Source organism: Pseudomonas sp. SC3(2021), from assembly GCF_019856535.1.
Lineage (GTDB): Bacteria > Pseudomonadota > Gammaproteobacteria > Pseudomonadales > Pseudomonadaceae > Aquipseudomonas > Aquipseudomonas monsensis.
Map to the genome: position 1 here is coordinate 4084983 of NZ_CP082236.1, position 23596 is coordinate 4108578.

At 60.7% G+C, this 23596-nt stretch carries 16 protein-coding genes; 6 read left to right on the top strand and 10 right to left on the bottom strand.

Annotated features, from left to right (window positions below):
* Window positions 1–23 precede the first annotated feature (23 nt).
* From K5Y35_RS18300 to K5Y35_RS18335, 8 genes are all read right to left on the bottom strand, one after another.
* Window positions 24–2534, bottom strand: coding sequence for a fimbria/pilus outer membrane usher protein (locus K5Y35_RS18300; RefSeq protein ID WP_222832540.1), 2511 nt, complete (start codon window positions 2532–2534; stop codon window positions 24–26).
* 85 nt (window positions 2535–2619) lie between these two features.
* Window positions 2620–3369 (bottom strand): molecular chaperone, encoded by a 750-nt coding sequence (locus K5Y35_RS18305; protein WP_222832541.1) that lies wholly within the window; start codon window positions 3367–3369, stop codon window positions 2620–2622.
* Between the two features lie 72 nt (window positions 3370–3441).
* The gene (locus K5Y35_RS18310) at window positions 3442–4038 is read right to left on the bottom strand and encodes a fimbrial protein (protein WP_123462404.1); all 597 of its coding nucleotides are present in this window, start codon (window positions 4036–4038) and stop codon (window positions 3442–3444) included.
* A 109-nt stretch (window positions 4039–4147) separates the two neighbouring features.
* The gene (locus K5Y35_RS18315; protein ID WP_123462406.1) at window positions 4148–4795 is read right to left on the bottom strand and encodes a response regulator; all 648 of its coding nucleotides are present in this window, start codon (window positions 4793–4795) and stop codon (window positions 4148–4150) included.
* Window positions 4796–4817: 22 nt separating this feature from the next.
* Window positions 4818–7985 (bottom strand): hybrid sensor histidine kinase/response regulator, encoded by a 3168-nt coding sequence (locus K5Y35_RS18320; RefSeq protein WP_222832542.1) that lies wholly within the window; start codon window positions 7983–7985, stop codon window positions 4818–4820.
* An 86-nt stretch (window positions 7986–8071) separates the two neighbouring features.
* Window positions 8072–9259, bottom strand: a complete 1188-nt coding sequence (locus K5Y35_RS18325; RefSeq protein ID WP_222832543.1) for an EAL domain-containing protein — start codon at window positions 9257–9259, stop codon at window positions 8072–8074.
* Complete coding sequence (locus K5Y35_RS18330; protein WP_222832544.1) at window positions 9246–12059, bottom strand: ATP-binding protein; 2814 nt, start codon at window positions 12057–12059, stop codon at window positions 9246–9248. The genes K5Y35_RS18325 and K5Y35_RS18330 overlap by 14 nt, the downstream gene beginning before the upstream one ends.
* A 55-nt stretch (window positions 12060–12114) precedes the next feature.
* Window positions 12115–13083 carry a fimbrial protein gene (locus K5Y35_RS18335; RefSeq protein ID WP_222832545.1) on the bottom strand — a complete coding sequence of 323 codons (969 nt, stop codon included), beginning with the start codon at window positions 13081–13083 and terminating at the stop codon, window positions 12115–12117.
* A gap of 317 nt (window positions 13084–13400) precedes the next feature.
* Between K5Y35_RS18335 and K5Y35_RS18340 the strand changes: the two genes are divergently transcribed.
* From K5Y35_RS18340 to K5Y35_RS18355, 4 genes are all read left to right on the top strand, one after another.
* Complete coding sequence (locus K5Y35_RS18340) at window positions 13401–13883, top strand: MarR family winged helix-turn-helix transcriptional regulator (RefSeq protein WP_222832546.1); 483 nt, start codon at window positions 13401–13403, stop codon at window positions 13881–13883.
* Window positions 13873–15342 carry an efflux transporter outer membrane subunit gene (locus tag K5Y35_RS18345; RefSeq protein ID WP_222832547.1) on the top strand — a complete coding sequence of 490 codons (1470 nt, stop codon included), beginning with the start codon at window positions 13873–13875 and terminating at the stop codon, window positions 15340–15342. The genes K5Y35_RS18340 and K5Y35_RS18345 overlap by 11 nt, the downstream gene beginning before the upstream one ends.
* Window positions 15343–15357: 15 nt before the next feature.
* Window positions 15358–16560 (top strand): efflux RND transporter periplasmic adaptor subunit, encoded by a 1203-nt coding sequence (locus K5Y35_RS18350; protein ID WP_123462418.1) that lies wholly within the window; start codon window positions 15358–15360, stop codon window positions 16558–16560.
* Window positions 16561–16797: 237 nt separating this feature from the next.
* Window positions 16798–18327 (top strand): DHA2 family efflux MFS transporter permease subunit, encoded by a 1530-nt coding sequence (locus K5Y35_RS18355; protein ID WP_123462419.1) that lies wholly within the window; start codon window positions 16798–16800, stop codon window positions 18325–18327.
* 519 nt (window positions 18328–18846) lie between these two features.
* Here K5Y35_RS18355 and lpxH read toward each other — a convergent pair.
* A complete protein-coding gene (gene lpxH / locus K5Y35_RS18360) occupies window positions 18847–19593 on the bottom strand; it encodes a UDP-2,3-diacylglucosamine diphosphatase (protein ID WP_222832548.1) in 747 nt (248 codons plus the stop codon).
* On the bottom strand, window positions 19590–20096 hold the full coding sequence (locus K5Y35_RS18365; RefSeq protein WP_123462423.1) for a peptidylprolyl isomerase: 507 nt from the start codon (window positions 20094–20096) through the stop codon (window positions 19590–19592). Before K5Y35_RS18365 ends, lpxH begins: the two co-directional genes overlap by 4 nt.
* Before the next feature lie 250 nt (window positions 20097–20346).
* On the opposite strand from K5Y35_RS18365, the gene K5Y35_RS18370 reads away from it, so the two are divergent.
* Together K5Y35_RS18370 and cysS are read left to right on the top strand one after the other, a co-directional pair.
* Window positions 20347–22047, top strand: coding sequence for a glutamine--tRNA ligase/YqeY domain fusion protein (locus K5Y35_RS18370; RefSeq protein WP_123462425.1), 1701 nt, complete (start codon window positions 20347–20349; stop codon window positions 22045–22047).
* A gap of 15 nt (window positions 22048–22062) precedes the next feature.
* On the top strand, window positions 22063–23445 hold the full coding sequence (cysS, locus tag K5Y35_RS18375) for a cysteine--tRNA ligase (RefSeq protein ID WP_103522141.1): 1383 nt from the start codon (window positions 22063–22065) through the stop codon (window positions 23443–23445).
* Window positions 23446–23596 lie beyond the last annotated feature (151 nt).

The window sequence follows — 23596 nt, forward strand, 5'->3', positions numbered from 1 at the left end:
CGCTGGTGGGCGCAGACGAAGGGTTACTGGAGATCCGCTGATTTCTCAGAGGTTGTCGGGCGGCACACCAGCGCCACCCGCTCGTAGTTCAGCGCCTTGTTGCGTTCCGGCAAGGCATAAGGCGCTTCGCAGCGCTGGTTCTGCCAGTTGATGGTCAGGGTACCGGCGTCGGCTTCCACCAGCGCCAGTGCCTTGCCGCCCGGGTCGGAGATCGCCAGTTGCTTGCCGGCGCTGTCCTCCAGCGAGGCGCCAAACGGGATCGGCTGGTGTTGCGCGTCGAACAAGGCGAACTGCACGCGGCGTCCGGTCTTGCTGGTGTAACGCGCCAGCACCACCGCACCACGGCGTGGCACCACTTGCCGGGTCGCATTGTCGATCTCGATATCGCCGCCCAGATCGCGGGTGTCGAGGTTGATCCAGTTCACCCGATAAGGCTGCGCATTGGGCACCACGGCGAAGCCGTTACTGCCGGTCTTGGCCCCGCTGAAACTGCCGATTTTCACCCCTTCCACGCCTTCGACCTGCGCCAGCGCGAATGTCTCGCCCACGGTTTGTCCCAGGTTGACCCCGCCGCCATGGCCGACGATCGAACCTGCCAGGTTAAGGTTCTGCGAGTTGTAGCCGCGTCCCTGACTGTAGCCGGCACTGATATCCATCACCGAGGTGCGAGTGCTGAGGTTGACCGACCCAGAGCTGCCGCCGGTGCTGCTGTTGCCGGCTTGTACCGAGTAATAGGTGTCGCTGTCTTCCGACAGATAGCCATTGATGCCCATTTGCGTGGTGTCGCTGGATTTCTGCGTGCTGGCCGAGACAAAGGCTCGTGGTGCACGGGGCTTGGAACCCAGCGGGAACGACACGGACAGGTTGACCAGCGTGTCGTTGTTCGCCGGGCCGTAACTGCCGACATCTTTGGAGTAGGTGGCGCCGATGTTGTAACTCACATCCCCCCAATAGTTGCTGTAACCGGCCGACAGGCTTTGCGAACCGCCGCGTCCCCAATAACGCTGGTCGCTGGCATTCACGTAGACGCTGCCAAATTCCTGGTTGCGCCCCAGGCTCTGGTTGACGGTCAGGTCGGTGCGGGTTTTCGAGTTGCCGCTGCGTTGCTGGCCATCGCGGCTCAACTCCTCGACGTGCTCGGTGAGAGTGCGATAGCCCTCGGTCGAGTAACGGTAGGCGGCGAGGGTGAAGTTGGTGTCGGTGCCGGTGAACGTCTTCGCATACAGCGCGCGCAAGCTGTTACCGGTGACCGTTTCGCCGAAGGTGTTGCTCATGGAGTGGGTCAAGTCCAGTGAGATCGCACCGATGGCAGTATTGCGACCGGCCCCGACGGACAACGCCTTGAAATTGTCCGTGGCCTGCACACCGACGATCCCGGACAAGTTGCTGCTGATGCCATACGCCAGTGTGCTGCTGACAAACTGCGGGGTCTGCTGATCCTCGCTGTTGCTGTTGTACTGGCCGGCCGAGACGCTGTACTTCAACTGGCCCTGACGGACCATGATCGGCAGGCTGGAAAATGCTTGCACCGTCACCCGGCGTCGACCATCGGCTTCGATAATCGTCACTTCCAGGTCGCCATTGGAACCGCTGGGGTAGATATCGCTGATCTCGAACGGCCCCGGCGGCACGTTGGCGGTGTAGAGGATGTAGTCGTTCTGGCGAATCTCCACGGTCGCACTGGACTGCGCAATGCCGCGAATCACCGGCGCATAACCGCGCTCGCTGTCGGCACGCATGCCGTCGTCGGACGCCAGTTTCAAGCCGCGATAGCGCACGCTGTCGAACAGGTCGGCATCGGAGAAAATATCCCCGGCGCTGAACTGGCCTTTGAGCGCGGTCACGTCATGTTGCAGATAGCTGCGGTTGCTCTTGAATGTGCTGGGCTGGCCGGTGCTGCTGTTGAAGTTCGACTCGTTGCGCAAGCGCCAGCCACCGAGGTTGATCCCGTTGCGCAAGCCGAGGTTGTTGGACAGGGTGTTGTCAGCCTGGGTGCTGTTGCGGCTGCTGCTCAACTGGTAGTTGATGAATGCGGCGGGCACGCCTTCGTCCCACAGCGCCGGGTCGACGTAACCACGGCGGCCACGCTCCATGGCGCTTTGCGGCACGCTGACCATCAGGCGCAGGCGCGGTACGTCGTAACGCACGCTGGCATGATCGATCAGCGCGGGCAAGTCGATGCAGGCGTCGGAGTCATCAGCGGCCAGTTTGCCGCTGGCTTGCAGTTGGCCGATATCGACCCCCAATTGCTGCACCATCTCCAGGGTCAGGCAGGCCTCGACCTTGCCCGTGCCGGGGTGGCGACGGAAGTCGATATCGCGACGGCCGACCAGGGTCTCGTTGCCGTAGAGGTCGACCCGGTAAATGCCGGGTAACACGCGACTGCTGGCGAGCAGCGATTGCAGGTCAACAGAGGAGGGCGCGCCTTGCAGAAACGATGTATTGAATTGTTCTTCGTCATCGGCCAGGCAGGTGCAACTGAACACCAGGGCAATCGAAAATGGCGCCAATCCGTCGCGCTTGAGTAAAAACATGCAGGAACCCTATATCACCTCCGAAACGAACTAACGGAGCGAAGAGAAATACAGTGACAGTGCGGCTGTAGCAGCGGCACGGAAGTTATGGCGCTTCTTTATTCAAACTGGCGCGGGCATCGAGATTGTTCGAAAGTTGCGCGCTGTAACGGTCTTGTGCGCCATAGTCATTAATGCTGCTGAATAACAGGCGCACTGTATTGGCGTTGTGAAGTTGTTTGAGGCTGAACTCTTTCTGTTCGCCGGGGGCGATCATCATCGAATCAAAAGGGTGTTCGCTGCCTGCGCCGGATTGCAGGGTGATATCGGCAATCGACACGTGATACTGGCCCGGGTTGTTCACCTGCAGTACTCGTTTGCCGGCACGTTCGGCCAGGCGCCACGTCAGTTCGCTCGGTGCCAGGTAGGCATTGTTTTTCAGTCCCGAGGGGCGGAAGAACACCTTGATGCGCTGGCGCACGGCCAGTTGCAAAGTGTTGGCCGATTTCGCCGACTGGGGAATTTCCTGCACGTTGAGCCAGACCACCGACTCGCGGTCGGTCGGCATGCCCGCGCCTTCGTAGATCACCCGCAAGATCTGCTGTTCGTCGCCGCTGACGCGCACCAGGGGCGGAGTGACGGCAAAGGGTACCGCGGCGGTTTCACTGGAATCGGTGTCGATCCACGACTGAATCAGTACATCTGCACCGCTGTTACGCACGGTGATCCCGGCTTCCTTGTGTTGGCCGTCGAAGACCAGACGGGTGCTGCTCAAGGAAATGCCGGCCATGGCCTGATTGGCCACGAGCAGACCCAAAAGGCCCGCACAAAAGGACAATGAGTGACGATAAAACATAGGGGGTACCGCGCAATTGAATGAGGGTGCAGGGCCGACCGGCCCCGCACCAGGCGTGAGTGTTCGCGCGGGTTATTCGTATTGCAGCGTGAACGGCAGGGTGGCGTCGCCACGACCGGCAACGGCAGTTGCCACGTCGGCGGTGGTGACGTAGGCGGCCGAGAATTTCAGCGTGGTGTTGCTGTCTTGCAGGGTGTTTTCGATCTTCGCGGTGGACGGCGAGCTCAGGTCGATCAATGCGCCGTTGGAGTCGAGCAAGGCGATACCGATGTTCTTCGCAGCGCCCAGGCCGTCGATCAGCTTCAGCACTTTGGTCCCGGCAACGATGCCCGAGCCTGCGCCCTTGGTCGGTTCGAAAATCATCGCCACTTTGGTGCCGGCGTTGCAGTTGATCTTCATGTCGAAGTTTTCGGCGCTCAGGGTGCCGTTGCCTTTAGGTGCAGTGGCGGTGCCCATGTCCTTGATCGACACTTCGCCCATGTTGACCGAAATGGTTTTGTTGCTTCCGGCGCCTTCCACCGAGCAGGCATCGTTGTTGATGGTGCCGGTGAAGTTGATGGTGCCGCTACCAGCCTTGGTCGGGGTTGGGGCCGGTGGATCTTCTGCCAGCGCATTGCCGGTGGCGGCAATGATCGAAAGGGCGAGAAGTGCGCGAGTCAGCTTTTTCATGTTGTTTTCCAATGGTTGGGGTTAAAACAACAACACGATATAGCGCGCACTTTTGCTGGAACATCAGACGATTCCTAGAAGTCGTCTTTAACTGGAAAGTCATTATCTGTTAGTTAAACAAGTTGCGTTCTATGCAATAAGCCAATAAGTCCTGATCACTGCTGACTTCAAGTTTGCGCATGGCCGATATCTTTTGAGTGCTGATCGTCTTGGCGCTTCTGTTCAACCCACGGGCAATGTCGCTGACGCCCAGCCCCGAGACAAACAAACGCAATATTTCGTGCTCCTTGGGCGACAGTCGGGTAAAGCGTTCGTCGAGGTCAGCGTTGTCGACAATCACGGAAGTCGGCGGCGGTCCGTTGCTGCGTACCGGATTACCCCGGGCAATGGCTTTGAGCGCCGTTTCGATTTCGTTGTGCAGCTGGTTTTTCTGAATGATCGCCAGCACCCCGAGTTCTTGCAGGCGCGTCAGGATCAATGGGTTGGAAATCATCGTCAGCACCAGCACGCGGACGCCGGGGTAGTGCCGCGTCAGGTAGTCCACCAGTTTCAGACCATCGCCGTAGGTCGAGTCGCCGGGCATGTTGAAATCGGTGATGACCAGATCCACCCGGCGGGTTTCGAGCAGGTTGATCAGTTCGCTGGAGCAAACGGCTTCGCCCACCACGCGAAAGCGTTGGTCACGCTCAACCAGCTCGCGTACCCCCAGCAGAACGATGGGATGGTCATCGGCAATGACTACGTTCAGGGTTTCCATGGCTGCTTTATCCAGAGTGAAATTATTCAAGGTTATCCAACAGATCTTTCAATCGAGCCAGATGCTGGCGGACTTCCAGGTCCAGGGCGCGGGTCACGGCCATGCCGTGCAAACGGCACTCCAGTTCGACAAACGCTGTGGCCATGGCTTCGACCTGCACCGCACCCAGCGCGCCGGCCATGCTGTGCAACTGCTGCGCCACGCGATTGGCATCGGCGCTGTCCAGTGCCGTCAGGGTCGTGTGTATGTCCTGGCGCAGAGTGGTGACAAACAGTTCGCGCATTTTCGGCGACAGCTGGATCGGCGCGGCGGTGGCCTCCGGCAGGGCGACCTTGCAGTGTTTTTCCAGGTGCGCGCGCAGGGTGGCAAGGTTCAGCGGTTTGACCATCCACGCGTTCATGCCCACCGCAGCGCAGCGTTCGCCTTCTTCGCGCAGGGCGTTGGCGGTGACGCCGATAATCGGCACGGTCTGGTCCCGTTGGCGCAATGCTTCGGCCAATTGGTAGCCGTTGATGATCGGCATGCTGACGTCGGTCAGCACCAGATCGAAGCGCCCCGGCGACCACTGCGCCAGCGCCTGTTCGCCATTGGCGGTGACGACTACCGTGCAGCCCAGCACCTCCAGTTGCTCTTTGATGATTGCCGAGTTGATCACGTTGTCTTCCGCCACCAGTACGTGCAGATTCAAGCGCCGGATCTTCTCCGTCGGCAACGGCTGACTGGCGCTGCCGGCGCCATGCAGGGTTTGATGAATCGCCCAGGCAATCGCCCGGACATCGCCGGCATCGACTTCCCGCTCGGCACCGCGCAACTGCGACGGGTTGGGGCCGCCTGCAGTGGCGATGATGCGTGACCCGGGCCACGGCGTGGTATTGGCCAGTGGCGACAGCTCCACCAGCAGCGCCGATGACCCGGGCGCATCCGCCGGCAGCGCACGGCAATCGAGGCCGAAACGGTTGAGCCAGGCGATCAGGTGCTGTGCTAGCTCAGTGACCTGGGCGCGCACATAAACGGCGGGGATACCGGGATTGAACGCAGGGCAATCGGCCAATGCGCCGGGCGCGTGTTCCAGTGCCAGTTGCAGGGTAAAGCTGCTGCCCAGTCCCGGTTCGCTGACCACGTTCAACTGGCCTGCCATCAACTCGCAAAGCCACTTGCAGATGGCCAGGCCGAGGCCGGCACCGGCCTGTTCGGTGGCGTCGTTGACCTGATAGAACGGGTCGAACAATTGCTGTTGTTGCGCCTGGGAAATCCCCACCCCCGAATCGCTGACCTGCCACTGCACATTGGCACGACCGTCGACACTTTCCAGCACCCGTACCCGCAGCACCACACGACCGTTATCGGTGAACTTGATCGCGTTGCTCAGCAGGTTGTTGAGGATCTGGCGAATCCGTATCGGGTCGCCGCGTAGCCGGTCCGGCAGCGTCGCGTCGATGCAGGCATACAGTTGCAGACCCTTGGAAAGGGCGAAGGCGCTGTAGGTGCGCACGGTGTCTTCGGTCAATTCCAGCGGGCAGAAATCCTGCAGTTCGAGAGTCATCTGTCCGGCTTCGATTTTCGACACGTCCAGCACATCGCTGATCAGCTTGAACAGGCTGGCGGAGGAACGCTGGATGGTGTCCAGGTAATCCTGCTGACGCGGGGTGAGCGGGGTCAGGCCGAGCAGTTCCAGGGTGCCCAGCACGCCATACAGCGGGGTGCGAATCTCATGGCTCATGGTCGCGAGGAAGCGGCTCTTGGCCTGGTTCGCCGAGTCGGCGGCCTGGCGTGCATCTTCCAGCGCCGCCGCGTCTTCGACATGCCGGGTCACGTCATGCAGCGCACACAACCAGGCGTCCTGCCCCTGATAACGGGTGGGCACGAAAGCAACGTGCAGGTGGCGCCCGTCGAGTTCAAGGTCGGCGTGGCCGGGGGCGGTGCGCGAGGTGAGCAGGCTCATCAACTGGCCGTCGTCACGCCACTGCTGGGCACGCTGATTTTGCAGAAGCACATGGTGATCGCTGCGACGGATCACGCACAGGCCGGTTGGTGCCGTGTCGATCACCGCGCGGCTGAACGCCTCGCTCTCGGCGATGCTCGCGTGCGCACTTTGCGCCGGCAGAATGACCCGGGTCTGGTACCAGCGATTGACCGCCCGACTGCAACCAAGCACGGCGATCACCAGCGCCAACAGGCACAGCAACGGCCACAGCGCGTAATCGAGAAAACTGCGCACACTGATGAAGTAGATTGCCGTCCAGTGTTGCTCGCCGGGGCTGCTCAGTTTGAACACCAGGCCGTCAGGCTTGAAGTTCACCCCTTCATTCAGCACCTCGTCGGGTTTCAGGGCGCCGGTCAAGACTACGCCACGTGGAGTGATCAAGGTGAAGTCGTCGTAGATCGACCACTGCATCAGCCGCTCGATGTTATTGACCTGCGACAGGTTCATAAGAGAGCCCAATACCACCCAGGTATCGGCGCCCTCGACGGTTAACGCGGTGCTGGCCAGATTGATACTCACGTAGGCCAGCAGGGTTGGCGTGTTCTTGTCATCCTCGGCAGAGACATAGGGTTCCCAGTGCACCTGAAGATCGGGCGGCGGCGAGCGCTGCCCGCGCAGGCGCTTGTTCACCTGGGTCATCACCTCGACCAGATGGCCGATCTGCGTCTGTCCGTTGCCGCGCAAGCGCCCGGCAGAGGGTACGGCCACATCAAAGTTGTCGGGACCATTGATCAGCACGACCTCTGGCGACTGATAGTGCGAGGCTGACCAGAACGCGCTGTAGTAAGCGGCCAGATGGGTACCGAGGGCAAAGATTTTCGGGTATTGGCTGGGGGCGATCCTGTCCGGATTGATCTTCAGGCTGTAGGGCAGCGAAAACGGCAGGCCGCGGCCCTCAAAAATGCCCGGCCCTTCATCGGGCAGAGGCTTTTGTGTGTAGGGCGGCAATAGGGCAGAGGGCAGCCGCTCACCCTTGGCGCTTTCCCGGGCGATATCCTGCAGGAACACTTCCTGTTCGCGGACATTCTCCATCAGCCGGGCAAAGTGAAACTGCAAGGTTTCGCGCCGCTCTTCGATCATCCGCGTTACCCCCACGTAGCTGATGCCCAGCAACAACAGCACCAGGGCGGCGAGCACCAGCAAACTCTTGTTCAGGCGCGATGAACTGCTGGCGAGTTTTTCCAGCAAGGCATTGGGATGTGGCATTAGCGAGCCTGGGCAGCAGTGGAGGGAGAGCCTTTGGACACAGTGACCTCGAAAGCAAATGACATTCGTCAACACCCGCTTGCGGGTCAATACGCGTTCGCCGGCCCGTCATGGGTCAGCAATTGCTGGAACTGATCCGCAGACACGGCGTGGGAGATCAGGAAACCCTGAACCTGAGTGCAGTCGATTTTACGCAACAGAGCAAGTTCTTGCGCGGTCTCGACACCTTCAGCCACCACCGTCAGCCCCAGCTGGCGACCGAGGCTGACAATGCTGGTCAGTGCCTGGCCCAATTCCTCATTGGCGTTGCAGCCTTGCACCAGCGTGCGGTCGATCTTCAACTCAGTGAAGGGCGCCGAGACCAGGTTCATGTACGAGCTGTAGCCCTTGCCGAAATCATCCTGGGACAGCTCGAACCCTTTGATCCGCAAGCGGCAGGCACCGGCGTAGAAATTGCTGATGTCGTCGGGCACCGAGCACTCCATCAGTTCGAAACAGATGCGTGCCGGCAAGCCTTGATGAGCCAGCACGAACGCGTGGATGCGGTCGGGCAGGTCATGGCTGTTGAGCAAGTGAGTGGGCAGGTTGATCGAGACCGGAATGTCATAGCCTTGCTGGCGCCAGACGATCTGCGCGGCAATCGCCTGCTCCAACACACACCACAGCAGGCGTTCCTCAAGGCCGCAGGCGACCAGCGCCGGCAGGAATGCCCCGGGTAACAGCGTGCCATGCTCGGGATGCATCCAGCGCACCAGAGCCTCGGCGGCGACGATCCGGCCATTGCTCAGGGCTTTCTTGGGCTGGAACCAGGCGTGCAGTTCGCCATTGTCCAGCGCTTGCAACAGACTCTGGCGGTCGATACCTTCGCGGGTCCCGGCCGGTGGCGCCTGGCGCAGCGCCTGCAATTGATCGATCAGGCAGCGCAGGGCGGCCGAACTCACTGGTTTGGAAATCAGCCCGATGACTTTCACTTGCAGGTTGCTCGCCACCAGGCTCGCGCCCATCAACATACGCCGGGAAGCGGCGCTCATGATCGCCAGCGCGGGGCGCGAACGATGCGCGGCGAGGCCCTGAATGAACTGCACACCGTCCATGCCCGGCATCAGCAGGTCGGTGAGTACCAGGTCGAAATCGCGTTGTTTCAGGCAGGCCAGTGCCGCTTCGCCGTCCCTGGCGCCGACCACGTCGAACACGCCCAGCTCATTGAGCAGGCTCTGCAAATACAGGTGCTGGAAGGGATGGTCTTCGACAATTAAAAGGCTACAGGGCTTCATGAGCTACTCGTTCGTAGGGAGCCAGGACAGCGAACAAGGCTCGCAGCGTAAAAGGTTTGACCAGGCAGTGATTCATCCCGGCGGCCAGGCACAGGGCGTCTTCACCGCGCATCGCGTTGGCGGTGGCGCCGATGATCGGGGTGGTGCAGCCCTGACGGCGCAGCGCCTCGGCCAGTTCGTAGCCGTTGAGCCGGGGCATGTTGACGTCGGTGAGGACGATGTCGAACGCGCCGTTGCGCCAGAGCGACAAGGCTTCTTCGCCATCGTTGGCCAGCGCCACCGAGCAGCCAAGTTCTTCGAGTTGATCGCGCAGGATCAACTGGTTGATGACGTTGTCTTCTGCCACCAGGATGTGCAGGTGCAATGGCCGTAACGTATGGCGTTCCTGGTGCTGCGGATGCGGGGCGATCGGACCGCCCTGAGCTTGGCGAACCGCGCGCTGGATCGCCGCGAGATCGTTCAGATTGACCTTCCAGCCGTCACGGCTGAACTGCGGTTCGTGGGCACCGTCGCTGCTGGCCAGCACGCGTGGCCCGTGCCATGCCGGGTTTGACGGTTGTCCGAAGGGCGCAGGATGCAGCTCCAGTAGTACAGCCGTCGCGTCGGGTTGCGTGGTGTCAGGTGCGCCGATTTGCGCGCGGGCTCCCCAGCGACGCAACCAGCCGCTGAGGCTGTCGGCCAGTTCGCGGATGGGCGACACCACGTAGACGCTGTTTGCGGCCAATGTCGGCAAAGCGACAGGGGATGCGCCGGAGGAGGGCTGTTCCAGCGGCACGCTCAGGGAAAAACTGCTGCCCAGTCCCGGCTCGCTGACCATGCGCAGAGTGCCATTCATCAAGTGCGTCAGACGCTGGCAAATCGGCAGGCCCAGGCCCGTGCCGGCCACCACGTTGGTGTTGCCTTCGGTCTGGTAGAACGGTTCGAAAATGAACGCCTGATCCTCATGGGCGATGCCTTTGCCAGTGTCCGAGACTTGCCATTGCAGGCACACCCGTTCGCCTTCGCGACTGAGCAGTCTGACTCGTAGCACCACGCGCCCGGAGTCGGTGAACTTGACCGCGTTGCTCAGCAGGTTGTTGAGGATCTGCCGTACGCGGCTGGCATCGCCGATCAGCCGGTCCGGCAGTTTTGGGTGGAGGCAGGCATACAGTTGCAGGCCTTTGCTCTGCGCCGCCGCCGCGTAACCCTGGACCACTTCCTGCACCAGCGTCGCGGGGCAAAATTCACTCAGTTCCAGCGCCAGTTGCCCGGCCTCGATCTTCGATACATCGAGCACGTCGCAGATCAATTGCAGCAACGTGGCGGACGAACCTTCGATGGCTTGCAGGTAACTTTTCTGTTGGCTATCGAGTTGCGTACGCGCGAGCAATTCCAGAGTGCCGAGCACGCCGTAGAGCGGGGTGCGGATTTCGTGGCTCATGGTGGCGAGGAACAAGGTCTTGGCCTCGTTGGCCGCATCGGCCGATTGGCGCGCCTGTTCCAGCGCGGCTTCGATTTGTCGGCGCGCACTGATGTCGCTGAACGCACACAACAACACGTCTTCACCCTTGTAACGAGTCGGTGCGCAGCTCAGGTAAAGGTGGCGGCCGTCGGCGGTCTCGAAGTAATCCGTCAAGAACGGCTCGGCAGCATCGAAGGCATCGCGAATCCAGTCGGCGCCCAGTTGCTCGCCACAGGCGCCCAGCCATTGTCGGGCGAGGGTGTTTTCCAGCACTACCTGGCCATCGCTGCGCCGCAGCACGCAGAGCGCCACCGGGGCGGTCTGGATCACATCGCGGCTGAACAGCTCGCTTTCCACCAGCGCCTGGATCCGGTGAATCGCCGGGTTGATCACGCGGTGCTCCAGGCGCCGGGTCAGCAGGCATACCAGGCTGATACTCAGCAAGCAGAACAGCAACGCACCGAGCATTTGCGGCCACAGCGCCCACAGCACCGCGAGTAAGTCGATGGAGTAGGTGAGTTGCCAGTCTGAGGATTTCAGTTGCTTGCGCAGCACTAGTTGCTCGGGCAGCCACCCGTCTCCGACAAACCCGAAGAAGTCCTGTTGCCGCAGCAGCGGCAGGTTCTGCCCGGGCGGCGGCTTGTGGCTGTTGCTGAACAGCGGCATGCCTTGCGAGTTGAACATGGTGAACTCGCCGGCACTGTGGTCGCTCAGGGCGCTGGAGACTTCGCGATCGTCCATTTCCAGGCCGAGCCAGCCGGAGTTGATGTCGCGCGCGTCTAGACGAATGAAGATGTATAGCTGCGAGTGGCCGTCGGCGGCATGGGTCAGCCAGAGTTCTTTGATGTTGCCGCTGTCGTGGTGCTTGAGGGTCTGCAGTTGTTCGAGCATGGTCTCGGGGAAACGACCGATCACCGCAGTCGCGTTGTACAGGCGCAACACTTGGGTCCGGGGGCCGCTGCTGACGTAGACCAGGTTGAGCTGCCGGGCCTTGAGGTAATCGCGCATGCGTCGGGTCAGCCAGATGCTCCATTGCTGCCCCGGCGCTTGCCCGAGCAACAGGCGGATCTCTTCTTCGGAGACCGGCAAATCCATGTTGGCCATGCGCGTGGCCGACAGGCTCAGGCTTTCGAGCAGTGCTTCACGGGTGGTGAAAAAGGTATGCGCTTCAGCAATCGCGCTGCTCATATAGCTGCGCCGCTGAGAGATTTCAGTGTTGAAGGTGAACAGCAGAAAGCTGTACACGCCGCCGAGAATGCCCAGCAGCAGCACCAGCGCGAAAATGCGCAACAGGCGTCGCGCAGCGTGGGGCGTGGACAAGACCGGGCTGATCTGGTGGAGGTAGTTCTTCAATCGCATCCCGGCACAGTAGGGGCGAGCGGACGCCGGGAGAATCAGACGATCCTTAAAAGCGTCACAGGTAATTGACGATGAAGGTCACTTCGGTATTTGCACTGCCGGCCTCGACATTCTCTGTGCCCAGACGGTAATACGCGGCCGAAAAGGGGATTTTGAAACTGAGCCCGGTGGTGGTGAAGCCGTTGAACGGGTAGGTGGTGTCGAAAGCGATGGGCTGGCCGAGTTCATTCATCACTTGCAAGCCGATGCCTTTGGCGGTGGAACTGGAGTTGAGCGCAACGACACCTTTGGTGGCATCAAGGATCGGGGTGTTGGCTTTGAGTGAATAAGTGACTTTCTTGATCCCGGTCTGGCATTGGTTCAAGGCAATGTCGAAGCGCACCTTGCGTGACGTGGCGCCGGCTTCGCGAAAGTCGTGGAGCTGGTAATCGTCGCCCATCGCCACCGGTACAGACGGGGTCTGGCAGGAGGCGGCGTTCAGCACGATGGGGTTCATCAGGTTAAGTTTCTTCAGGATCAGATCATCGTCCTGCAGGCTGCCCAGATACCCCGCGTCGATGTTGACTTTCGACGTCAGCTCGCCGGTCTTGATAATTTCCAGACGCACGGAGTTCGCGCCGAACCCATAGCTGGTGTTGGCGGCGATGGCTTGCAAGGCTGTTTCGTAACGGCTCAGGGCTTCGAACCAGACGCGGTAGGACAGTCCGCTCTTGCCCAGCGGAAAAATACTGTCCTTACCGGTGGCGGTGCCCAGTTTCGGATTCATCTGAATGCCAAACATGGAAGTCTTCGAGCAGCTCCAGATATGGCCGGTTGACTGCACGGTGTCCTGATAGACCACGGTGCCATTGGGTGTGTCGGCAGGAATGGTCAGAGTGGAACTGGCGAGACTGGCGCCAAAGTTGAGGGTTTCAGTCTTCGAATTGACCGCAACACAGCTGCCGGCCAGCACGTTGGAGGCGCAGGCAAACAAGGTGGTTGCGATACAGAGCGGGAGCGGGCGCTGGAGTTTGAAACGTTTCATGAAGAGGGTTTACGTAATCGGCCAATGAATTGCGTACGTTAAACACGCCGTCTGGTTGTAGACATCAGGCGATTCTTAGAAAGCATCTCTTCCTTTGCACCGTGTCGCGGCCATCGCGAGCAGGCTCACTCCTAAATGTGGAATGCGTTCCCCCCGTAGGCGAAGCCTGCTCGCGATGGCCTTCTTCTATGCGCCACAAAAACCCAGCCCACTGGTCAACTAATTACCAAGCCCCCTAACTATTACGTTGACATTCGCTGCCTAGGCAGTAACATCTCGACATACATTCACTGCCTAGGCAGTTATTAGGTGAGCAAATGAAGCATTTCACCCCGGACGAATTCAAACACTGTCATCTCGGCCTGTTGCTGGGCCGTGCCGCGTTGCTCAAGGACCGGATCATCGACACCCACATGGAACCCCACGGCATCACCGCCGCGCAGTTCAAGGTGTTGATCATCATGGCCCAGTTCGGCGTCGACACCCCGGCCGAGCTGTGTCGGCACCTGTCGCTAGACAGCGGTTCGATGACACGCATGCTCGATCGTCTGGAGCAGAAAGGCTTTCTCGCTCGCCACCGCAGCGAAGGCGATCGCCGTCAGGTGCAGCTCAAGTTGACCGAACAAGGCCAGCAACTGGCCGATCGCCTGCCATACATCGGCGCCGACGCGATGAATGAACTGGCCGGCGCCGTCACTCCGGACGAGTTGAAAACCCTGGAATACATCCTCAAGAAAATCCTGCTGGCAGCCGGTGACCCAATCACTATCCAGCGGTTAGGTGAACACAATGAGCGGTAAAACCTTGCGCAGCAGCCTGACCTTGGTGCTGTCGGCGATGATCCTCGCCGGCTGCGCCAACTACAGTGGCCTCGACACTCAGGGCAAACGCCTTGATGCGAAAAGCCTCAATGCCAGCCAGTCCCTCAGCGGCGTGACCCTGTCGCCGGCCGCGTGGCCGAAAAGCGACTGGTGGACCAGCCTCGGCGACCCGCAACTCGACGGCCTGATCCGCGAAGCCCTGCACGACAGCCCGGACATGCAGATCGCCGAAGCCCGCGCGCATCAGGCCAGCGCCGCCGCGTATGCCGCCGATGCCGAGCGTTATCCGACCCTCGACGCCAGCGCCGGCATCAGCCGTTCGCGCCTGGCTCGCGATCAGGATCCGCTGGGGCAGGGCGGGGCTTATTCGACGGTGCGCAACGTCAGCGCCGGCTTCAATTACAACTTCGACCTGTGGGGCGGTCAGCGTGACGCCTGGGAAGCCGCACTCGGTCAGGCCCGCGCCGCTGAAGTCGATCGTCAGGCTGCACAACTGACCCTCGCCGCCGACGTCGCCCGCGCTTACAGCGATCTTGGTCAGGCGCACATCGTTTATGACTTGGCGAACGAAGACCTCAAGCGCACCAAACAAATGCTCGACCTGAGCCAGCGTCGCCTGAGTTCCGGGATCGACAGCCAGTATCAGTTCCAGCAAACCCAGAGTCTGGAAGCCAGTTCCGAAGCCAGTCTGATCGACGCGGAAAAACGCCTGAACAGCGCGAAAATCGCGTTGGCCGTGCTGCTTGGCAAAGGCCCGGATCGCGGCAACGAAATCGCCCGGCCAAAAGTCCTGCAAGCCAGCGCCGTGGCCGTACCGTCGGTGCTGCCGGCGGAATTGCTTGGTCGTCGCCCGGATCTGGTCGCTGCGCGCTGGCGCGTCGAAGCGGCGAGCAAGGACATCGACTCGGCGAAAACCCGCTTCTATCCCAACCTGAACCTCACGGCCTCGGCCGGTGCCGAATCCCTGTTGGGTGACGCGATGTTCGGCTCGGCCAGTCGTTTCTTCAACATTGCCCCGACCATTTCGGTGCCGATCTTCGACGGCGGGCGCCTGCGCGCCAACCTCGATGCGCGCGACGCCGATTACGATCTGGCGGTGGCGCAGTACAACAAAAGCCTGGTGAAAGCCCTGGGCGATGTCAGTGACACGATCAACCAGCTGCGTGATATCGGCCGGCAGATCGGCGCGCAGCAACACGCCACCGACATTGCTCAGGATTCTTACAACACCGTCGTCCAGCGTTACGGTTCCGGCATCGGCAACTACCTGGACGTGCTCAGCATCGAGCAGCAATTGCTGCAGGCCCAGCGTCAACTGGCCAACCTCAATGCCGAGCAGATCGACCTGTCGATTCAATTGATGCAAGCGCTGGGCGGCGGCTTCCAGGGTGAAACCCTGACCGCAGCCAACGCCACCCCAGCCACGCCGCACAACTAATTCAAGGTATTTGTCATGGCCACTGCCGAAAACACTCAAGCTCAAGGCTCCACTCCCGACACCGGCAATCCGCGCAAACGCAAAGTGATGCTGCTGGTGCTGACCGCTGTCGTCGTCCTCGCCTGTGCCGGCGTCTGGGCGTATCACGAATTCATCGGGCGCTTTAACGAAAGCACCGACGACGCCTACGTCAACGGCAACGTGGTGGAGATCACCCCGTTGGTCACCGGCACCGTGGTCAGCATTGGCGCGGATGACGGTGATCTGGTTCACGAAGGCCAGGTGCTGATCAACTTCGACCCCAACGACGCCGAAGTCGGCCTGCAAAGTGCCCAGGCAAAACTGGCGCGTACCGTGCGTCAGGTGCGCGGCCTGTACAGCAACGTTGACGGCATGAAAGCCCAGGTCAACGCGCAACAGGCTGAAGTGCAGAAGGCCCAGGACAACTACAACCGCCGGAAAAACCTCGCCGCTGGCGGCGCGATTTCCCAGGAAGAACTGTCCCACGCCCGCGACGACCTGACCTCGGCGCAAAACGCCTTGGCCAACGCCAAACAGCAATTGAAAACCACCAGCGCGCTGGTCGATGACACCGTGGTGTCGTCGCACCCGGATGTGATGGCGGCCGCTGCCGACCTGCGTCAGGCCTACCTGACCAACGCCCGCAGCACCTTGATCGCGCCAGTCACCGGTTACGTCGCCAAGCGCACCGTGCAACTCGGTCAACGGGTCCAGCCGGGCACCGCGCTGATGGCGGTGATTCCACTGGATCAACTGTGGATCGACGCCAACTTCAAAGAAACCCAATTGCGGGACATGCGCATCGGTCAGCCAGTGGATATCGAATCTGACATCTACGGCAGTGACGTGAAATTCAGCGGCACCGTCGACAGCCTCGGCGCCGGTACCGGCAGCGCGTTTGCCTTGCTGCCGGCGCAGAACGCCACGGGTAACTGGATCAAGATCGTGCAGCGTGTGCCGGTGCGCATTCACATCAATGCCGAAGAACTGGCCAAACATCCGCTGCGCGTCGGCCTGTCGACCAACGTTGAAGTCAACCTGCACGACCAGAGCGGCCCGGTCCTGGCGCAGCAACCGCCGCAAAAAGCCTCGTTCAGCACCAACGTTTACGACCGCCAACTGGCTGAAGCCGACGCGATGATTGCGCAGCTGATCCACGACAACAGCGCTGCGCTGAGCAAAACCGCGCAACGCTGAATCTTTCCCCTGTGGGAACAGGTTCTCAAGGTGATGAGATTTACTGTGGTGAGGGGATTTATCCCCGATGGACTGCGCAGCAGGCCCGGCTTTTCTGAATCAAAGGAGGGGCCGCTTCGCGGCCTATCGGGGATAAATCCCCTCGCCACAGTGTTTCCTTGCAACATTGATTTTTTCCCACAAGGGCTGCTGTGTCTGTAACAGACGCAGCGTCAACTTGGTTTCATAGGATTCGCGATGAGCAATAACGCCTCTTTCACGCCGCCCAGCCTGTTGCTCAGCACCATCGGCCTGTCGCTGGCGACGTTCATGCAAGTGCTCGACACCACCATTGCCAACGTGGCGCTGCCGACGATTTCCGGCAACCTCGGGGTCAGTTCGGAGCAGGGCACGTGGGTGATCACCTCGTTCGCCGTGAGCAACGCGATTGCGCTGCCGCTGACCGGTTGGCTCAGCCGTCGTTTCGGCGAGGTGAAGCTGTTTTTGTGGGCCACCATCCTGTTTGTGCTGGCCTCGTTTCTCTGCGGTATCTCGACGTCGATGCCGGAACTGATCGGTTTTCGCGTGTTGCAAGGCCTGGTGGCCGGACCGCTGTACCCGATGACGCAGACGTTGTTGATTGCCGTGTATCCGCCCGCGAGGCGCGGCATGGCCCTGGCGTTGCTGGCGATGGTTACGGTGGTCGCGCCGATTGCCGGTCCCATTCTCGGTGGCTGGATTACTGACAGCTACAGCTGGCCGTGGATCTTCTTTATCAACGTACCGATCGGCATCTTTGCGGTGATGGTGGTGCGCTCGCAACTGGCCAAACGTCCGGTGGAAACCAGTCGCCAGCCGATGGACTACGTCGGGCTGATCAGTCTGATCATTGGCGTCGGTGCGTTGCAGGTGATCCTCGACAAGGGCAATGATCTGGACTGGTTCGAGTCGAACTTCATCATCATCGGTGCGGCGATTTCGGTGATCGCGCTGGCGGTGTTCGTCATCTGGGAAATGACCGACCAGCATCCAGTGGTCAACCTGCGCCTGTTCGCTTACCGCAACTTCCGCATCGGCACGCTGGTGCTGGTGCTGGGTTACGCCGGGTTCTTCGGCATCAACCTGATCCTGCCGCAGTGGCTGCAAACCCAGATGGGGTACACCGCAACCTGGGCCGGTCTGGCCGTGGCGCCGATCGGCATCCTGCCGGTGTTGCTGTCGCCATTTGTCGGCAAGTACGCGCACAAGTTCGACCTGCGTCTGCTGGCCGGGCTGGCGTTTCTGGCGATTGGCTTGAGTTGCTTCATGCGGGCGGGGTTCACCAATGAAGTGGACTTCCAACACATCGCACTCGTGCAGCTGTTCATGGGCATCGGCGTGGCGCTGTTCTTCATGCCGACCCTGAGCATCCTGATGTCCGACCTGCCGCCGAGCCAGATTGCCGATGGTGCCGGCCTGGCGACCTTCCTGCGGACCCTCGGTGGCAGCTTCGCGGCATCGTTGACTACGTGGATCTGGATTCGCCGCGCCAATCAGCACCATGCGTACATGAGTGAAAGCATCAGCACTTTCGAACCGGCAACCCGGGAGACCTTGAATCACCTGGGCGGCGCGAGCCAATCGGCGTACGCGCAGATGGACCAGATCCTCTCCAGCCAGGCGTACATGCTCTCCACCGTGGATTACTTCACGCTGTTGGGCTGGGGGTTCATGGGGCTGATTCTGATTGTGTGGCTGGCGAAACCGCCGTTTGCCGCGAAGGCAGGGCCGGCGGCTTCCGGGCACTAAGGTCAAAAGCCCCTCACCCTAACCCTCTCCCAGAGGGAGAGGGGACTGACCGTGGTGCATGTTCGAGGTACGCCGACTTGCAATACCGAGCCGAACTCAGGTTTTGAAAAGCACAGAGATCGTCTCCCTTTCCCCCTCGCTCACTAGGGGAGAGGGGACTGACCGAGTTGATTGTTCGAGGTACGCCGACTTGCAATACCGAGTCGAACTCAGGTTTTGAAAAGCACAGAGATCGGCTCCCTTTCCCCCTCGCTCACTAGGGGAGAGGGGACTGACCGAGTTGATTGTTTGAGGTACGCCGACTTGCGATACCGAGTCGAACTCAGGTTTTGAAAAGCATAGAGATCGGCTCCCTTTCCCCCTCGCTCACTAGGGGAGAGGGGACTGACCGAGTTGATTGTTTGAGGTACGCCGACTTGCAATACCGAGTCGAACTCAGGTGTTGATCAGCATGAAGAACGGCTCCCTTTCCCCCTCGCCCCCTTGGGGGAGAGGGCTGGGGTGAGGGGGTAAAGCTCTTCAGCCGTGCGGCAAAGCCAGCGGCGGGGCGAAGTCGAACGGCGCCAAGGCGTAGCCGCTCTCATCGACCTGCAACGCCCATCCCTGACGATCCCAATCCCCCAGCACAATCCGCTTGGCCGCCTGCTCGCCGAGCTGCAGTTTGTGGATCGCCGGGCGGTGGGTGTGGCCGTGAATCAGGGTTTTCACCCCGTATTGCTGCATGATCCGTGGAATCTCTTGCGGCGTGACGTCGACAATGTCGTTGGCCTTCATCCGCGTCTGCGCACGGCTTTCGCTGCGTAGTTTGCGCGCCAGTTTATGGCGGGTGCTCAGCGGCAGATGGCGCAGGATGAACAGGGTGATCGGGTTGCGCAGGTAGCGACGCAGCTTCATATAGGCTTCGTCGCGGGTGCAGAGGCTGTCGCCGTGCATCAACAGCACCGGCTCGCCATAGAACTGCACGACACTCGGGTCCTTCAATAGCGTGCAGCCGGCTTCTTTGCAGAAGGCCTTGCCGAGCAGGAAGTCGCGATTGCCGTGCATCAGAAAGATCGCCGTGCCGCTGTCGCTCAATTGGCGCAGGGCCTGGCAGATGGAACGCTGAAAGGGCGTCATGGCGTCGTCGCCAATCCACGCCTCGAAGAAGTCGCCGAGGATGTACAACGCACTCGCCGAGCGGGCGCGTCCGGCGAGCAAATCCAGAAACGCCCGGGTAATGTCCGGGCGCTCCTCTTCCAGATGCAAGTCTGAAATCAGCAATATCACGCTTCGATGATCTCGGCTTTCTCGATGATCACGTCGTCTTTCGGCACGTCCTGGTGACCGGCCTTGGAAGTGGTGGCAACGCCTTCGATCTTGTCGACCACGTCGGTACCGGCAACCACTTTACCGAACACGGCATAACCCCAGCCCTGAGCGGTCTTGGCGGTGTGGTTGAGGAAGCTGTTGTTGGTGGCGTTGATGAAGAACTGTGCCGAGGCCGAATGCGGGTCCATGGTGCGGGCCATCGCCAGGGTGTACTTCTCGTTCTTCAGGCCGTTGTCGGCTTCGTTCTGGATGCTTGGGCGCTTGTCTTTCTTTTCCTGCATGCCAGGCTCGAAACCGCCGCCCTGGATCATGAAGCCCTTGATGACGCGGTGGAAAACCACGTTTTCGTAGTGACCGGCCTTCACATATTCGAGGAAGTTGGCAGCGGTGATTGGCGCTTTTTCCGCGTCCAGTTCGATGACGATGTCGCCGTAGTTGGTGGTCAGTTTGACTTGAGTCATGATTGCTACTCTTTATAAGGAATTCGTGGTTTTCGGACACTGAGTCCCGAAACCGGTTCAGCCTGCTTCGGCCAAGGTGCGCAGTTTAGCGTGACAGGCGCGAATTTCGAGGCTGTTTTTCAATTCCCGGCGATTAAATGCGCTCCTTTATAGGCCGTGCTCTGTCAGGCCCTTGACAGCATCGGCTATGATAGCGGCTTTGTTTTGTCTGGCCCCCTTTGCGGCCGCGCACATGTAAGTCAAGGATCCTATGAGCAAGCCCACTGTCGACCCTACCTCGAATGCCAAGTCCGGCCCTGCCGTGCCGGTCAATTTCCTGCGGCCGATCATCCAGGCAGACCTGGACTCGGGCAAGCACACCCAGATCGTCACCCGTTTCCCGCCTGAGCCCAACGGCTACCTGCACATTGGTCACGCCAAGTCGATCTGCGTGAACTTCGGCCTGGCCCAGGAGTTCGGCGGCGTCACGCACCTGCGTTTCGACGACACCAACCCGGCCAAGGAAGACCAGGAATACATCGACGCGATCGAAAGCGACGTCAAATGGCTGGGCTTCGAGTGGTCCGGCGAAGTGCGCTACGCCTCGCAGTATTTCGACCAGTTGCACGACTGGGCCGTGGAGCTGATCAAGGCCGGCAAGGCCTACGTCGACGACCTGACCCCTGAGCAGGCCAAGGAATACCGTGGCACGCTGACCGAGCCGGGCAAGAACAGCCCGTTCCGCGACCGTTCGGTTGAAGAGAACCTGGACCTGTTCGCCCGCATGCGTGCCGGTGAGTTCCCGGACGGCGCCCGTGTGCTGCGCGCGAAGATCGACATGGCCTCGCCGAACATGAACCTGCGCGACCCGATCATGTACCGCATCCGCCACGCCCATCACCACCAGACCGGTGACAAGTGGTGCATCTACCCGAACTACGACTTCACCCACGGTCAGTCGGACGCCATCGAAGGCATCACCCATTCGATCTGCACCCTGGAGTTCGAAAGCCATCGTCCGCTGTACGAGTGGTTCCTCGACGCACTGCCAGTGCCGGCGCACCCGCGTCAGTACGAGTTCAGCCGTCTGAACCTCAACTACACCATCACCAGCAAGCGCAAGCTCAAGCAACTGGTCGATGAAAAGCACGTCAATGGTTGGGACGATCCGCGCATGTCCACGCTGTCGGGCTTCCGCCGCCGTGGCTACACCCCGGCTTCGATCCGCAACTTCTGCGACATGATCGGCACCAACCGTTCCGATGGCGTAGTCGACTTCGGCATGCTCGAGTTCAGCATCCGTCAGGACCTGGACGCGAACGCTCCGCGCGCCATGTGCGTGCTGCGTCCGTTGAAAGTCGTGATTACCAACTACCCGCAAGACCAGGTCGAGAACCTCGAACTGCCGCGTCATCCGCAGAAGGAAGAACTCGGCGTGCGCAAGCTGCCGTTCGCCCGTGAAATCTACATCGACCGCGATGACTTCATGGAAGAACCGCCAAAGGGCTACAAGCGCCTGGAGCCGAACGGCGAAGTGCGTCTGCGCGGCAGCTATGTGATCCGTGCCGACGAAGCGATCAAGGATGCCGACGGCAACATCGTCGAACTGCGCTGCTCCTACGATCCGGACACCCTGGGCAAGAACCCGGAAGGCCGCAAGGTCAAAGGCGTGATCCACTGGGTGCCGGCGGCTGCCAGCATTGAGTGCGAAGTGCGTTTGTATGATCGCCTGTTCCGTTCGCCGAACCCGGAGAAGGCCGAGGACAGCGCGAGTTTCCTCGACAACATCAACCCTGACTCACTGCAAGTGCTGACCGGTTGTCGTGCTGAGCCATCGCTTGGCGACGCACAGCCGGAAGACCGTTTCCAGTTCGAGCGCGAAGGCTACTTCGTCGCGGATATCAAGGACTCGAAACCCGGTCAGCCGGTATTCAACCGTACCGTGACTCTGCGTGATTCGTGGGGCCAGTGATTCAAGGGATTTAACGTGCTAACGATCTACAACACGCTCACCAAGAGCAAAGAAGTCTTCAAACCGCTGGATGGCAACAAGGTGCGCATGTACGTGTGCGGCATGACCGTGTACGACTACTGCCACCTCGGCCACGGCCGCAGCATGGTCGCGTTCGACCTGGTGACCCGCTGGTTGCGTTTCAGCGGCTACGATCTGACCTACGTGCGCAACATCACCGACATCGACGACAAGATCATCAATCGTGCCCGCGAGAACGGTGAATCGTTCGACGCGTTGACCGAGCGCATGATCGCCGCGATGCACGAAGACGAAGCGCGTCTGAACATCAAGAAGCCGGACATGGAGCCGCGTGCCACGGATCACATTCCGGGCATGCACGCGATGATCCAGACCTTGATCGACAAGGGTTACGCCTACGCCCCGGGCAATGGCGACGTGTACTACCGCGTCGCCAAGTTCATGGGCTACGGCAAGCTGTCGCGCAAGAAGATCGAAGACCTGCGCATCGGTGCGCGCATCGAAGTCGACGAGTCGAAAGAAGATCCGCTGGACTTCGTGCTGTGGAAAGCCGCCAAACCGGGCGAGCCGAGCTGGGAATCGCCATGGGGCGCCGGGCGTCCGGGCTGGCACATCGAGTGCTCGGTGATGTCCACCTGCTGCCTCGGCGAGACCTTCGACATTCATGGCGGCGGCAGCGACCTCGAGTTCCCGCACCATGAAAACGAAATCGCCCAGAGCGAAGCAGCCACCGGCAAGACCTACGCCAACGCGTGGATGCATTGCGGCATGATCCGCATCAATGGCGAGAAGATGTCCAAGTCCTTGAACAACTTCTTCACCATTCGCGACGTGCTCGACAAGTACCACCCGGAAGTCGTGCGTTACCTGCTGGTGTCGAGCCACTACCGCAGCGCGATCAACTACTCGGAAGACAACCTCAAGGACGCCAAGGGCGCACTCGAGCGTTTCTACCACGCGTTGAAAGGCCTGCCGAGCGTTGCCCCGGCCGGCGGCGAAGCGTTCGTCGAGCGTTTCACCACGGTGATGAACGACGACTTCGGTACGCCGGAAGCCTGCGCGGTGCTGTTCGAGATGGTGCGCGAGATCAACCGCCTGCGTGAGAGCGATCTCGACGCAGCGGCCGGTCTGGCGGCACGTCTGAAAGAGCTGGCGAGCGTGTTGGGTGTGTTGCAGTTGGAGGCGGATGACTTCCTGCAGGCGGGCGCTGAAGGGCGTGTCGATGCGGCTGAGGTTGATGCACTGATTGCTGCACGTCTGGCGGCGCGGGCGGGGAAGGATTGGGCTGAGTCCGATCGTATCCGTGATCAGCTGACGGCGATGGGCGTTGTGTTGGAAGACGGGAAGGGTGGGACTACCTGGCGTCTGGCTGACTGATAGCTGTGTTTAGCTTCAAAACAAAACCCGCCTTGTGCGGGTTTTTGTTTGGGCGCAAGAAAAGCCCCCTCACCCTAACCCTCCCGAAACGTCGGACCGCCCGGAGGGAGAGGGGACCGATTGGGGGATGTTCAGGAAATACGCCGACTTG

Coding starts and splice junctions, on each gene's coding strand:
- K5Y35_RS18330 (WP_222832544.1), bottom strand. CDS start 12,059: ATGCGATTGAAGAACTACCTCCACCAGATCAGCCCGGTCTTGTCCACG.
- K5Y35_RS18355 (WP_123462419.1), top strand. CDS start 16,798: ATGAGCAATAACGCCTCTTTCACGCCGCCCAGCCTGTTGCTCAGCACC.
- K5Y35_RS18335 (WP_222832545.1), bottom strand. CDS start 13,083: ATGAAACGTTTCAAACTCCAGCGCCCGCTCCCGCTCTGTATCGCAACC.
- K5Y35_RS18325 (WP_222832543.1), bottom strand. CDS start 9,259: ATGAAGCCCTGTAGCCTTTTAATTGTCGAAGACCATCCCTTCCAGCAC.
- K5Y35_RS18370 (WP_123462425.1), top strand. CDS start 20,347: ATGAGCAAGCCCACTGTCGACCCTACCTCGAATGCCAAGTCCGGCCCT.
- K5Y35_RS18365 (WP_123462423.1), bottom strand. CDS start 20,096: ATGACTCAAGTCAAACTGACCACCAACTACGGCGACATCGTCATCGAA.
- K5Y35_RS18315 (WP_123462406.1), bottom strand. CDS start 4,795: ATGGAAACCCTGAACGTAGTCATTGCCGATGACCATCCCATCGTTCTG.
- K5Y35_RS18350 (WP_123462418.1), top strand. CDS start 15,358: ATGGCCACTGCCGAAAACACTCAAGCTCAAGGCTCCACTCCCGACACC.
- K5Y35_RS18300 (WP_222832540.1), bottom strand. CDS start 2,534: ATGTTTTTACTCAAGCGCGACGGATTGGCGCCATTTTCGATTGCCCTG.
- K5Y35_RS18340 (WP_222832546.1), top strand. CDS start 13,401: ATGAAGCATTTCACCCCGGACGAATTCAAACACTGTCATCTCGGCCTG.
- K5Y35_RS18305 (WP_222832541.1), bottom strand. CDS start 3,369: ATGTTTTATCGTCACTCATTGTCCTTTTGTGCGGGCCTTTTGGGTCTG.
- K5Y35_RS18320 (WP_222832542.1), bottom strand. CDS start 7,985: ATGCCACATCCCAATGCCTTGCTGGAAAAACTCGCCAGCAGTTCATCG.
- K5Y35_RS18310 (WP_123462404.1), bottom strand. CDS start 4,038: ATGAAAAAGCTGACTCGCGCACTTCTCGCCCTTTCGATCATTGCCGCC.
- K5Y35_RS18345 (WP_222832547.1), top strand. CDS start 13,873: ATGAGCGGTAAAACCTTGCGCAGCAGCCTGACCTTGGTGCTGTCGGCG.